We start from the raw sequence: 13,260 nt of genomic DNA, 5'->3' as shown, positions 1-13,260 counted from the left end.
ATTGCCCGTCATCAGCCTGCCGGACACGGCAGTTCCCAATTCGGCCATCCCGTATCTCCGGGACTTCGGCGGCGTTCTGACCCCGTTCCTCGGAGGGCCGGAGCAACGGATCAATCGACCCGGCTCCCGTTTCGGCCTCCGCGTCATCCTGCCGTCCAAGCGCACCAAAGACGAGGCCATGGTGATCCAGTCGCGCCTGTTGCGCGCGCGCGAGGATCGCCTGCTCATGGCGTGGCCGCAGCCCGATTTCGACACCGGCAATCCCGGCGCGCCGAAACTGGCGGCCGCCGTCGCCAGCGGCACCGTCATCCCGCTGTCCGGCCTCACGGCTGGGTACCCGATCAAGGAAGGCCAGTACGCCTCCATCATCCATGCCGGTCGGCGGTACCTGCACATGTTCACCGCCGACGCCGTCGCAACAGCCGGGGGTGCGGTGACCACGTCGATGTGGCCGATGATTCGCACGCCCCTCTCCGCCGGTGACGTCGTGGAGATCGCACGCCCGATGATCGAAGGCCTTGTGAACCCGGGAGAGGAACTGAGCTGGCAACTCGCCCTTCAGCGCGTCGCCGACTTCAGCTTCACCATAGCCGAGGCAGCCTGACCATGGATCCGACCCTCAAGAATGCCCTGGCTCAGTCGTCGGTGTGGATGTTCGGCGCCGTGCGCATCGAACTCCCCGACTATGATCTGCGCCTGCTCGACGGCGCCGCGACGGTTGTGGTCGTGGGCGAGAGCTATTCCGGCATGGACCCCACCTTCGGCTCCATCGCTGCGATTTCCGAGCTGACGGAGGAAATGGGTGACAGTGCCCCCGAAATCACCGTCACGCTCAATCCCCCGGACCTGAGCGCCGCCGCCGCGCTCGCGCATCCGGAGATGCAGGGCAGCGTGATTCGGCTCGTTGCCGGTGCGCTCGACCCGATCACCGGCCTGTCGATCGGCCAGCCCGAGACGCTGTTCCTGGGTGAAATCGACGTCCCGAAGATCGATGTCGATGCCTCCGGCCTTAGGACGCTCGAATACACTGCCGTCAGCGTCTTCGAGCGCCTGTTCGAAGTCGAGGAAGGTCAGCGCGCCTCGAACGGCTGGCATCAATCCATCTGGCCGGGAGAGCGCGGCTTCGAGTTCATGACTGGCACCAACGTCAATCTCTACTGGGGCGTGAAGCCTCCGAAGAACAGCAACGCTTCGAAGGGTGTGTCCGTCATCACCGGCCGCCAGGTGGCCGCATGACCCCGCTCGAGATCCGTCACGCTGCAATCGAGGCGACGATGGCCAAGTTCCGCGACCAGCCCTTCCAATGGGGACAGGTCGATTGCGCACGCGTCGCGGCCTTCCACCTGAAGCAGCTCGGCTACAAGATCGCGATCAGCAAGGCGGGCCGGTACCGCACCGCGCTTGGCGCCGCGAAGGCGCTGGGCCGCTTGGGCTATGCCAGCCTTTCCGAGATGGCTGATGGTCTCGGCCTCATCCCGATCACGCCCGCCCGCATGCTTCTCGGCGACATCGCAGAGGTAGAGGGAGACAGCCCCGTCGGAACGATCGCCCTCTACGCCGGTAACGGCAACGTCTTCGCCTTCCATCAGGATCACGACGGTCTGGTCACCGCGTCGCCCAACGCGTCCTCGATTCTGCGCGCCTGGAGCGTTCTCTAAATGTCGAAGATGCTCCGAACCGCGGGAATAGTTGTCGCCGCCGTCGCGCTGGTGGCGATGACTGCTGGTACGGCAGCCCCCGCTATCGCTGGAAGCGCTACAGCAGCCGCCAGCGCTGGCGGGGTCGCGGGTGTATCCGCTGCGACACTTACCGCGGTTGGCGCCTATGGTGGACTTGCGGCATCGGTCCTCACGGCCGCCGCCGCCGCAACTGCACCGGGCGTATCCTCGCAAGGCAGCGCGACCGACTTCACCACGAACCCGCAGAGCGGCCTGCCCTATGCCATGGGCCGCACCCGGATGTCGGGCCTGCGCTTCTTCGCCGCGACCAACACCCGGCCGGGCTACACCAAGTTCAATGACCTGCTCTGGTTCGGCGCGCTGCTCAGCATCGGCGGCCAGATCGAGGGAATCGAGAAATTCACCGCCGACGGCGAGGTGGTGACCTTCGACGCCAGCGGCAACGCGGTCGGCAACTTCCACGACTACATGGCCCAGAAGGTCCACCTCGGCGGGCCGATGTCCACCGCGCTGAACCTCTCGCTCGGCGGCGGTACCGCCCCCGGCTGGACCTCGGCGCACCGGCTATCCGGCATCACCCATGCCATGTGGTGCCTGCGCTACAACAAGCAGGGCGAGATGTACGGCGCCGGCGCGCCTGAGCCCGCCTGGATCGGCAAGTGGGTCAAGGTCTACGACCCACGACTCGACAGCACTTATCCCGGCGGCTCAGGCTCCTGCCGTGCCCTGGACGAAAGCACCTATGTCTGGTCGGATAACCCCGGCCTGCACGCGCTCACCTGGGCGCTGGGCCGCTGGCAGAACGGCAACCGTACCTGCGGCATCGGCGCGCCGGTCGAGACCATCCGCATGGCGGAGTTCGTCGAATGTGCCAACGTCTGCGACGCCAACGGCTGGAAGGTCGGCGGCGTCGAGTGGACCACGGACAGCAAGTGGGACACCCTGAAGCGCATCCTTCAAGCTGGCGGTGCACGCCCGACGCAGACGGCCGCGATGATCGGGTGCCTAGTAAACACGCCCCGCACTGCCATTGCGACGATCGAGAGCCGGCATCTTCACGACGGGCTGTCGCTCGCCGCGACGAAAAGTCGCCGGGAGCGGTTCAACACGGTTCTGCCGCGTTATGTGGACGAAAACAGCGACTGGTCGGTGATCACCGGTACCGCGATCACCGTTCCCGAGTATGTCACGGCCGATAAGGGCAAGCGCAGCAAAGAAATCGACTTCCCGCTGGTGCAGGTGTTCGCCGGCCAGCAGGCAAAGCAGCCGGGCCAGCTCGCGGCCTACGAGATCGTCAACAGCCGCGAGGCCGGACCTTGGACGTTCACGACCGGGCCGGAGTGGATCGGCCTGAAGACCGGCGACGTCGTCTATCTGAATGTGCCGGAAGAGGGCCTGGTCAATCAGCCGGTGATGATCACCCGCCGCGCGATCGATCCTGCCACCGGTAAGGTGTCCTTCGCGGTCGAGACTGAGACCTATTCGAAGCATGCCTATGCGCTGGGCCAGTCGACCACGCCACCGGCGGCCGTCACGCTTTCTGCTCCCGATCTGAAGCCGCCAGCACCTGTCGCCACCGGCTGGACCGTCGCGGGCACAACTTCGGGTGAGGGTTTCCCCGCGCTGCTCATCGCGGGCGAGAGCGAGATGCCGTCCGCAGATGCGGTCGTAATCGATTATCGCCTTCATCAGGGGAACGAAACAGCAACAGAGGGCTGGACAAATTCCGCCATCCTGTCGGCGGCAGACACCGTCCGGCACGTCATCTCCCCGCTGCAGAGCGAAACCCGGTACGACGTTCGCATCAGCTACCGGGTCGAGGCGATCGACGGCGCCACGACTATCTTTGAACAGGTGCTAACGGGCGTCGGCAAGATCACGACGATCGAGAACCAACTCGATGATCTCGCCCAGGCCGGCAAGGTAACGGCTCACCTGAGCGTGCCGGCAGTCACTCTCTACGGTTACGCCAACGGCTCCATCGCTGACTATTCGCGCGCGACCGGCCAGTTCAAGATCCTGCTCGGCACCACCGATATCAGCTCGAACTTCACGTTCGAGATTACTAGCAATCCGGCAAATCTCACGGCTTCGCTCGAGGGCAACACGTACGCCGTCACGGCCGGCCTCAATGTCGATAGCGCAGCTCTGACCATCCGAGCCAGCGGCAATGGCTCTTATGCGGGCATGACCTTCGAGCAGGTGTTCACCGTTTCGCGTGTCGTCGCTGGCTACCAGATCGTGGACGCGCTCCCGACCACCGGCAACTTCGAGGGCCGGATCGTCTACAACGAGACTGACGGCAAGCTCTACACCTATACCAGCGGAGCCTGGAAAACCGGTGTGGACGCGGCTGACATCGCCGGTGAGATCGTAGCGGACCAGTTCGCACCGAACATCGAACCCGTTGGCCTCGTGACCGCTGTTCCTGCTGCCAAAAGCACGAGCGTCATCTTCAACCAGACGGACGGCAAGACCTACCGCTGGAATGGGACCTCTTACGTTGCCACCGTCGCCACCAGCGACCTTACGGGTAAAATCGATGCCACCCAGTTCGCATCCGGCATCGAGCCTGTAACCGTCGTCACGACCTTGCCGACCACGCCGCTCACCTCGGTAGTCTCCTACAACGGCAAGATCTATCGGTGGAACGGCTCGGCCTATGTCGCGACTGTAGCGACCACCGACCTGACCGGCAGCATTGTCGCGGCGCAGTTCGCCTCCGGGATCGAACCGGTAACGCTGGTGTCGGGCGCCCTGCCGACCACGCGTATCACCAACGTTATCACCTATGGCGGCAAGCTCTACCGGTGGAACGGCGCGGCCTATGTGGCGAACACCGCAGCCACCGACATTACCGGCGCGCTCACCTCCGATCAGATCGCGTCGCTTGACGTGGCCAAGCTCGCTGGCCAGATCATCGGCACCCAGATCACCGATGGTGCGATCTCGACAGCCAAACTGGCGGCCGGGTCCGTCACCGCCGCGCAGGTCGCCGCCGGGTCTATTCTTGCCTCCAAGCTGGCCATCATCGGCGACAACCTATGGCCCGATCCGCAGTGCCAAGACATCAGCTGGTGGAAGGGGCCGACCCAAGGGCCGCTCGCCGAAACCGGGCGAGTATTGCCGACCAACACCAGCAACAACCAAACTTCGGGGTGGCAGTGCGTATCTACCGGACTTGAGGCCTTTGCCGCCCGGGTCGGCGGCTCGAAGGGCATGTGGCAGCTCTACTCGGGACAGAGCGGCTTCCCCGGCTACGTGGGCGACGCGCTCACCCAAATCGTTGCCCCGTCCATGTACTGCAAACCGGCTACGGCTATGGAGTTTGCCTTCGGGTGCACGAACGGTTCAAACCGCCTCCTCCGAGCATTTGCGCAGTTCTTCCGCGCGGATGGCACCGTGTCATCAATGTCTACCGTCGCAACGTTCAGCGCCGGGGACATGACTACGATAATTGCCCGCGTTCAATTCACGACGCCTGCGGACGCCGTAGGCCTTCGTATTTTCTGGGAGACGCCTGCCGCTGCTGGTGTGCCTTTCTCGGGCTTCATCAACATCGGCAACATCAGCCTGCGTGAAGCCGCGTCCGGGACCATGCTGGTCGACGGCGCGATCACCGCCGCGAAGATCGCCGCGCAGACCATTACCGCAGCGCAGATCGCATCGGATACCATCACAGCTGGGCAGATCGCGGCCGGAGCCATCAGCACCTCCGAGCTTGCCGCAGGCGCGGTCACTGCGACGAAGATGTCGATCGGCGACACGGGCAACCTGCTCATCAACGGTAACGTCGCCTCGGGCAATCTCGATGGATGGACCCGGGTCTACCAAGGCACCGGAGCCTACGGATCGAGTATCACCGTCGATGGTGGCACGAACTGGCCCTCCAACTTCGGCATCCGGCTTTACCGTGGTCCAGGGGAAACCGGAGAACTCTCCCTGGTGAACGGTGTCACATCCTTTGACGACACCAACATGCGCGACGGCATCGACATCGCTGCTGGCGAGAGCATCTACTTCGAAGCCACGGTATGGACCACGAACACCACGACCTCGGCCGCTGTGGTGGAGATGCTCGTCCGGTCCAACGCTACTTCCCTGTATGGTTCGCAGCCAGCTACCGCTTTGTCGAATTGCACCGGCGGTTCGACACTTCAGGCCAAGCCCGGTCAGGGCACGGTGCGGATCTCCGGATACTTCACCAACAATACGGGCCAAGCGGGCAAGGCGTACTTCCGCCTCGTCCACACTGGTTTCGGGCGGCAAGCAGCGGCCGAAAATACCAACATCTACTTCTGGAATTGCAAGGCAAGTCGCCGCAACGCGGGTAAGCTGATCGTCGATGGGGCGATCACGGCAAACCACATCGCATCGCAGACGATCACGGCCGCGCAGATTGCGGCCGACACGATCACCGCCGCCCAGATCGCGGCGGGTGCTGTCAGCGCCTCCGAAATCGCGGCCGGGGCCGTAACTACATCGAAGCTCGCCGTCATCCCGGAGAGCATCATCCCCGACCCATACTTCAGGGATATGGCGTGGTGGAGCGGCGGACGCCTCGATGCGGGTGGCTGGTACACCGAGGACAACAACGGGGCGTCGAACAACTCCGCGTTCAATATGGGCGTCCCGCGCATCCTGGCGCTGGCAGCGCAGAACAACACCCGCAAACATTGCTGGTCCGCCTGGACACCGTTCTCTGGTCAGGGCCAGGTAGTCCGCCTTCGCGCCATGGGCACGAACCCAACAAATGATCACATGTATGTGCTCGTCAGGTTCTACAACGGCGCGGGCATCAGCGTGGGTGACCTGAGCCTTATGTGGGCTGCTGGCTCCGGTGTCAGCATCCTGCGTACCGGCCAGATGACCGTGCCGACTGGGACCGTCGCCTACGAGGTCATCATCTTCAACGAAGGCACTGTCGCGGGCAACGGCTGGATGTTGGTGTCCGGCGTCAAGATGGACATCGCTGCTTCCGCCGAGATGCTTGTCGATGGCTCGATCACGGCGGGCAAGATCGCAGCCCAGACGATTACGGCCGCGCAGATCGCCACGGACACCATCACCTCGGGGCAGATCGCGGCTGGCGCCGTAAGTGCTTCCGAGATCGCCGCTGGCGCAGTCACGGCCGCGAAGATGACCGTCGCCGAATATGAGAACCTGTTCCTCAATGGCGATCTCGCCTCCGGCAACCTCGACGGCTGGTCGCGCAACTACAACGGCGTCGACGGCATGATCATCCAGTGTGACGACGGTGGCGTCGGTACTGGCTGGCCGTCTCGATACGCGCTCCACATGCTACGCAACGGCAGGACCGGCTCCAACGAACTCAGCATCACGAACGGCCTGGGCACCTGGGACAATAACGACAAGCGCTATGGCATCCCGATAAGTCCGGGTGACGAGTTCGCGTTCGAAACTACTTGCTGGTGCTCCAACGGTGCCTCCGTCCAGTTCGATATGATCATGCTGGACACCAGCGGCCAGTTGCAATGGATGGCCTGCGAAGCCGTGCAGAACACCTACTTGAACAGCACCACGAACCTCGGCGCGGTGCCCGGTGAAGGCTATGTTGTCCTGAAGGGAACCTTCCGGAACGTCAGCGGCAGGCAGGGCCGGGCGAACGTAAGGTTTATGGGTCCCGTTGCTGCTACGCCCAATGCGCACTGCTACTTCTGGAACAGCAAGATGCGCCGCCGCAATGCGGCTGAGCTGATCGTCGATGGCAACATCACCGCCAATAAGCTTGCCGCCAGTGCAGTGACGGCGGACAAGATCAGCGCGGGCGCAGTCACCACCGGCAAGCTCGCTGCTGGTGCCGTAACCGCCGTTGCCATCAGCGCCGGTACGATCACCGCCAGCAAGTTCGTCACCGACCAAGGCGTCGATCTAGCCTCGATCGTGCCCGGTTCGCTCAACTGGCGCGCGGCTGCGACGGTCAACGTAACCTACGGTCCCTCGAGCAACATCGATAGCGGTGTGATCGGGGGGACCAGCTCCGGCGTGTGTGCGGCAACGAGTCGCGTCACCTTCAACGGCAACGCCACGAGAGCAAACGTTGCCGCTGGCTACGGCACGTCGACGTGGACCGTTACTCTCCAGTTCTACTACTCGCTGAATGGCGGCCCGTGGACCTACACCGGCGTACAGGGAACCAACAACGGGACGGCTCCGACGATCACCACCTGGTTCGTCGATGGGGTGTCGGTCGGGTCCCAGCTCCCGGTCTGGCAGTGCGTGGGCGGCGGCACCATCGCTTTCTGCATGCGCGTCCTCGGCACCGGCTCTGGCGGCGCCGGTCACACAGCCCAGATCGTCAACCCGAACTTCGTCGCCGAAGTCGTCAACTGGAAGTGAAATGTTCGCCTACATCCTTCACAGCGTGGACTGCGCGGAACAGGTCCAGTTCCTCGAAATGACAAGCGGCTATCTGCCGCCGCCTCCCGAAGGTTACCTCTGGACCGAATGCCCCACCCCCGCGACATCCTACCGGATCTCTGTCGCTGACGGCCAATACCATGCGATTGAGTATGTTGAGGATCCAGCCGTTCAACTGGCGACCGCCAAGCGCACCAAGTTGGACGAGGTGAATAGCTATCGAAGCTGCCGGGCCTCTGTTGCGTCCACCTCATTCGGTCTGGTGGAGGCCGATGAAACAAGTCGGACGAACTTCAATGGGGCGGTCAGCATGGCGCGACTGTCCCAGGAGGCAGGTAGGCCTTTCTCCATAACGTGGCGGATGTTCGACAACTCCGAGCAGGTCCTCGACGCCGAACAAATCATAGCTCTCGGCCTCGAGGTCGCTGGCTACGTGAACGCCTGTTACGAGCGAAGCTTTGCCCTGAAAAACACGATTGAAGCCGTCCTTTCACTCGAGGACCTGGCGGCCGTCGACATCACGGCAGGCTGGCCCGGTTCCCCGACCACAGGCGGTGATGAAGCGGCAAAAAAGGGAAACTGACGAATGTACATCATTCAAGACATCCTGGGGGCAACCCCCATGTTCCACAAGATTGGCGCACTCACGGTTGACGGCCCCAGCGTCTCGGTCGCGATTGAGACCATCTCTTCGGAGCCGCAGCCTGTGCCGGGGGGCAAGCCAAGCACTTTCTTTGGCGCGAGGAGCTTTGCTCTGCCCGATGGCACGATTGCCGAGGAGAACGTCTCGCAGCGCGTCGTCAGCGAGTGGATGGTCTCGGCCGCCGGTCCGTTCCCCGGCGCGGAGCTCTCCAGCGATTCCGACTTCATCTACGTCTCGAAGCGCGCGCTGCTCTTGGCCAAGGTTCGCAACCGGCGCGACCAGGTGCGCGACGGCGGGTGCCTCGTCGAGATCCAGGGCGAGACCCGCCGAGTGGAAACCGATGCCACGAGCCGCGTGAACATCTCCGGCTCCGTGGTCATGGCGATGCTGGCACTTCAGGGCAACGAGGACTTCGCCACCGATTGGCGCATGGCGGACAACTCCATCGTCGCCCTCGATGCTGCCGACATGATCCAGCTCGGCAAGACCGTCGGCACCTTCGTGGAGGCGGGCCAACGCCGGAAGAATGAGCTGGATGCGCTCATCGCCACCATCGCGCAGGGCACAACCGAGGAAGAGATCGTCGACATCGAGGCTCAGATCCTCGCCGGTTGGCCCGAGTAACCACCGCGTAGCGGCAGCCCGGACAGGCCGCCAACCACAACCTCAGCAGATTCAATCCCAACCGAAAACCGCGCGGGTCGCCGCTGCGGGCGAAGGCTGCTGTCACCGTTCCCTCCCGCAATCAGCGAGACCGCCATGACCGATCCCCGCAAAGACACTTTCGATGCCGTTCGCGCCATCAGCCCACCCGGCCTGTTCAACGATCCCGGCAATATCCTTGCCCTCAATAATCTCCTCGACGCATTTGGAGCACAGCGCATGCCCGCGACCGACATCCCCGACGACTATTGGCCGATGCTCTCCAAGATCGAGAGCGGCGACCGGCCTTACGTCAAGGCTGCCAGCTCCAGCGGATCTGGCCTCTATCAGTTCCTGAAAGCGACGTGGATCGGCGAAGGCGGCAAGTGGGGCTCCGACATGCGCCTCGCGTTCGGCGGGCTCAGGCCGACCGCCGAGGAGCAGCTCGCACGCGTGAAAACCTTCACCGAAAAGAACGCGGTTTCGCTGCGCGGTAAGAAAATCGCGATCAACAAGGCCTCGCTCTACGCGGCCCACTTCTTCGGCGCGGGCACCGCTGCAAAAGTCATCGCCGCCGACGTCGACGCCCGCGCCGACGAGATCGCGGGCGAGGCCGCAACCAAGGCAAATCCTTCGATCCTGAAGGGCAAGACCGTGGGCCAGTTCCTGACCTGGCTGCACGGCAAAACCGGCGAATGGGCTCGCTGAACCAAACGGGGGCTTATGGAAAACTTCTCCCTGTCCGACTGGCTCACGTCGGTTGGATACTTCCTGCTCGCCGCTTTCGGCGGCCTGCTGGGATACGTCATGCGGGAGCACGACAAGGGCAACGAGCTGAACGGCCCGCGCGCCGCTACTGAAGCGGTGGCGTCCGGGTTCGTTGGCTTCCTCGTCATGCTCCTTTGCCGCGCGATGGCGCTCGACCCGCTGTGGTCGGGCGTGATCGTCGGCGTGTTCGGCTGGCTCGGCGCGAATGTGTCGATCCGGCTCCTGGAGCGGCTCGTCTACGAGAAGCTCGGAATCAAGCTGCGCGCCAACACGGACAAGCGCGTCGCTGCGGCCAAGGGCCGGGAGAACGCATCGCAAGGAGATCAGCCGTGAAGCTACTCAGTCTGCTCGCGCCCTACCGATCGCAGATCTTCGCCATGGTGGGCGTGCTCGCCGTGTCGGGGATCGGGGCCAGCATCATCGGCTGGATGCAGATCCAGCGCCAGAATGACCAGATCGCCAACAAGGACGGGAAGATCGACGAGCTGGTCGCCACGAACAAAGGGTGGGCGGCTCACGCCGCCGAGCAGGACCGCCTGCGCGCCCTCGAACACAAGAACGTGCTGCTGCTGGAGGACAAGCTCGCGCTGATCGAGCAGCAGAACGCCGCCGCCGCCGTACAACTGAAGGATCTGGAGGCCAGCAATGCCGAGGTTAAGGAATATCTGTCTCGCCCTATCCCTGCTGACCTGCGCCGCTTGCTCGAAAAGAAGTGACGTAGCCTCCGCCCCGCCCCCGCCCGCCTATGAGGGCATCCCGGCCGGGCTGATGGCGCGCTGCACCGTCAAGGACATCCCGCTCGAGACCACGGCGGACATCGTCACGAGCCGGGGCATCTACAAGGAGGGGTTCGAGAAGTGCGCCGCGAAGGTGGACGCGATCCGGGCACATGACGCTGAGGCTCGCGCCGCTGCAGGAAACCTGCCGGAGAAAAGATGACCCGCCTCGACTATTTCGAGATGTAGGGAACAAGCAGGCTCTGCCGGGAGCTACAAGCCCACCTTGGGCGATAGCGACCCACGTCTCTAAGCCGAGGCGCGCCTGAATCAGCGTGATTGATCGCCACGTCGGCATCAGTCTGTGTCGGTCGGACACTTCATGCTGCAACTAAGCCTCGCGGCCGAATGCCTCTCTGCGTGGTCCATTTTTTTGGTGTAGTAGCTGCGGACCGGGCTCGACACCGGCTACCAAGCAGCCTTCACTCCGCCTGGTCCGATCGCTTTCGCGATCCTCAAGCATGGGACACGTCCATCCGTGCAGCCGCAGCCAAGTCGAAGGTAACACGCGCGGGGTCGGGAACAACCGCCCTTGCAGGATGTTAACCCCGCACTGTCACAGGGACAGTGTCCTGTGCTGAATCACCCGAGACGCACCGGACTGGAGGCCGCCCGTGTCGCAAGGGGCGGCCTCTTTTCGTTTGGAACTAGAGGACCGTCACACCGACAAGGATCAGGCAGCAGCCAATCACTGCCATCACAACCCGGACGCGGTAGCTGAAAAGACTGTCGCCGAGAATACCAGTAGCCGCGAGTGCGACGCCCCCAATGACAGACGCGAAAATCGCGTGAGGTTGGCTGCCCTCCATGCTGCGGCTCCTGTTTTTGCCCACTAACGGTTTTGGTCACTGCAATCTGACGCGGGAACAACCGCCCTTGCGACATGTTAATCCCGAGGTTCGGCGGAGTACCACCCCCGGTTCCACCGAGTTAGAGGCCGTCCCTTTTGCGGGGGACGGCCTCTTTTCGTTTCAGCCCGCGAAACCACGGAAGGGGACGGTCTCTCCTTTGCCCCAGGGTGCTCGGACGCGAAACCCCTCCCAGCAGACCAGTTCATGATCGCCGTCATGCCCCTTGGGCTTCAGGCAGAGCGATAGCCGGTCTTCGCTCGGCGCGCCGCAATGGCCCGAGTTCAGCAGGAAGCCCTCGCGCGGGTAGATGTGGACCGCAGCGCTCACAGGGCGAGCCAATCCAGTTCGGCGTCGTCGAGCGCCTCCCAGTCGTCCCCGCTCGCCATGCGGCGCTGTAGCCACTTCCTCGCGGCCTCGACGTCTCCGGCGCGCGGGAACGTCCGGTCACCAGCCGCTGCATCAGCGAGGCCGCCGATGAAGCCGCCCCGGCCCTGCTGGGCCACAAGCCACGTGCCAAACGGTATGACGGCGGCTGCGCTGACTTCCCGAATATCCATATGAAACCGTCCCGAATCGTCCCATGACGTCCGGACTTGTTCCACATTTGTTCCGCTTTGGAAAGGCGCATAGGAGGACACCCGCCAGTGGGTGCTGGCGGGTCGTTGTTGGAAGGACGTGGTTACGCGGCTTCGAGCTTTCGTCGCTGCGCCAATAGTACGCGAGCGGCTTCTGCGAGAAAGCCCGAGCGATTGGTGGCAACTCGATCGATGGCGGAAACAAGCCCCTCATCAAGTGTGATGTTGAGGCGAACGCTTTTGCCAGGGGCCTCGCCGCGCACCAAAACGCGAGCAACCTCTTCGACTTCGGGGTCATGCTCCAAATCAAGGATGTCGCTCGGATGTGCGAGTTCATCGCCATATTCCGAAGACACCAGTAGGTGGCCGGTTAAAGCGTCTTCTGCGTTTAGGACCGCCTCGTTGACGGTGGTGCCGGCGGTCGTAAGGCCGGGGAGATCGGGGAAGAACACGCTAAATCCGTCCCCAGCCCGCTCAACAATGGCGGGATAAACAACGGTAGCCATTTTCAATTTCCTGTGTGGTCAATCATCATCTGATATACACACATATACACACCCTAGATTTTTTGTCAATGTTTGTTTGAAATTTGCTTCAATACCTTCTTGAAAAATATCTTCGAACGCCAAGCCTAAAAACAAAGAAAGTGAAGCTGCTACCGCAGCTTCACCCCAGATTGCTTCTCGATGCTTTTGAGTGTTCCGACGCCCAATTCATTCTTGGGGTGTGGCACCGTTACAGTTCCGGGCCTTTCGGCATGTCTGAACTGTTGATGGCTACCTTTCTGTCGTACTTCAAACCAACCGGCATCTTCGAGCATTTTTATGACTTCTCTACTTCGCAACACAATCTCCTGCTGTTTAAGGTGTGTATCGAATACACACAAACGAACAGATTGTCAAGGATTATGTGTATGAGTGTGCATAGAAAAGAGATCGGAGATGC

General features: G+C 62.7%; 14 protein-coding genes. 10 read left to right on the top strand and 4 right to left on the bottom strand.

Annotation, left to right across the window (positions count from 1 at the left end):
• The first annotated feature begins 1 nt into the window (after nucleotide 1).
• The 10 genes from V7066_RS04500 to lysC all read left to right on the top strand — a co-directional run bounded on the left by V7066_RS04500 (nucleotide 2) and on the right by lysC (nucleotide 11,052).
• Complete coding sequence (locus V7066_RS04500; protein WP_334182048.1) at nucleotides 2–604, top strand: hypothetical protein; 603 nt, start codon at nucleotides 2–4, stop codon at nucleotides 602–604.
• Nucleotides 605–606: 2 nt separating this feature from the next.
• Nucleotides 607–1,236, top strand: coding sequence for a hypothetical protein (locus V7066_RS04495; RefSeq protein WP_334182047.1), 630 nt, complete (start codon nucleotides 607–609; stop codon nucleotides 1,234–1,236).
• Nucleotides 1,233–1,658, top strand: coding sequence for a DUF6950 family protein (locus V7066_RS04490; protein ID WP_334182046.1), 426 nt, complete (start codon nucleotides 1,233–1,235; stop codon nucleotides 1,656–1,658). The genes V7066_RS04495 and V7066_RS04490 overlap by 4 nt, the downstream gene beginning before the upstream one ends.
• Nucleotides 1,659–8,039, top strand: a complete 6,381-nt coding sequence (locus tag V7066_RS04485) for a hypothetical protein (protein ID WP_334182045.1) — start codon at nucleotides 1,659–1,661, stop codon at nucleotides 8,037–8,039.
• A 1-nt stretch (nucleotide 8,040) separates the two neighbouring features.
• A complete protein-coding gene (locus tag V7066_RS04480) occupies nucleotides 8,041–8,643 on the top strand; it encodes a DUF4376 domain-containing protein (RefSeq protein ID WP_334182044.1) in 603 nt (200 codons plus the stop codon).
• A 39-nt stretch (nucleotides 8,644–8,682) separates the two neighbouring features.
• Nucleotides 8,683–9,327: a DUF4376 domain-containing protein gene (locus V7066_RS04475; protein ID WP_334182043.1), complete on the top strand. Its 645-nt coding sequence runs from the start codon at nucleotides 8,683–8,685 to the stop codon at nucleotides 9,325–9,327.
• A gap of 135 nt (nucleotides 9,328–9,462) precedes the next feature.
• A complete protein-coding gene (locus tag V7066_RS04470; protein WP_334182042.1) occupies nucleotides 9,463–10,053 on the top strand; it encodes a hypothetical protein in 591 nt (196 codons plus the stop codon).
• Nucleotides 10,054–10,068: 15 nt separating this feature from the next.
• Nucleotides 10,069–10,446 carry a phage holin family protein gene (locus V7066_RS04465; protein ID WP_334182041.1) on the top strand — a complete coding sequence of 126 codons (378 nt, stop codon included), beginning with the start codon at nucleotides 10,069–10,071 and terminating at the stop codon, nucleotides 10,444–10,446.
• Nucleotides 10,443–10,829 (top strand): hypothetical protein, encoded by a 387-nt coding sequence (locus V7066_RS04460; protein WP_334182040.1) that lies wholly within the window; start codon nucleotides 10,443–10,445, stop codon nucleotides 10,827–10,829. The genes V7066_RS04465 and V7066_RS04460 overlap by 4 nt, the downstream gene beginning before the upstream one ends.
• Nucleotides 10,759–11,052, top strand: a complete 294-nt coding sequence (gene lysC, locus V7066_RS28760; protein ID WP_442947303.1) for an Rz1-like lysis system protein LysC — start codon at nucleotides 10,759–10,761, stop codon at nucleotides 11,050–11,052. Before V7066_RS04460 ends, lysC begins: the two co-directional genes overlap by 71 nt.
• Nucleotides 11,053–11,860: 808 nt before the next feature.
• Here lysC and V7066_RS04450 read toward each other — a convergent pair.
• From V7066_RS04450 to V7066_RS04435, 4 genes are all read right to left on the bottom strand, one after another.
• On the bottom strand, nucleotides 11,861–12,067 hold the full coding sequence (locus V7066_RS04450) for a hypothetical protein (protein WP_334182038.1): 207 nt from the start codon (nucleotides 12,065–12,067) through the stop codon (nucleotides 11,861–11,863).
• Nucleotides 12,064–12,297: a hypothetical protein gene (locus tag V7066_RS04445; protein WP_334182037.1), complete on the bottom strand. Its 234-nt coding sequence runs from the start codon at nucleotides 12,295–12,297 to the stop codon at nucleotides 12,064–12,066. Before V7066_RS04445 ends, V7066_RS04450 begins: the two co-directional genes overlap by 4 nt.
• Nucleotides 12,298–12,419: 122 nt before the next feature.
• Nucleotides 12,420–12,821, bottom strand: coding sequence for a type II toxin-antitoxin system HicB family antitoxin (locus V7066_RS04440; RefSeq protein ID WP_334182036.1), 402 nt, complete (start codon nucleotides 12,819–12,821; stop codon nucleotides 12,420–12,422).
• 149 nt (nucleotides 12,822–12,970) lie between these two features.
• Entirely contained in the window at nucleotides 12,971–13,162 is a 192-nt protein-coding gene (locus V7066_RS04435) for a type II toxin-antitoxin system HicA family toxin (RefSeq protein ID WP_334182035.1), read from the bottom strand.
• Nucleotides 13,163–13,260: the final 98 nt, after the last annotated feature.

It is taken from the genome of Novosphingobium sp., from assembly GCF_036820275.1.
Lineage (GTDB): Bacteria > Pseudomonadota > Alphaproteobacteria > Sphingomonadales > Sphingomonadaceae > Novosphingobium.
The sequence above is the reverse complement of the archived record's forward strand: the minus strand, read 5'-3'. Positions and strand labels throughout refer to the sequence as shown.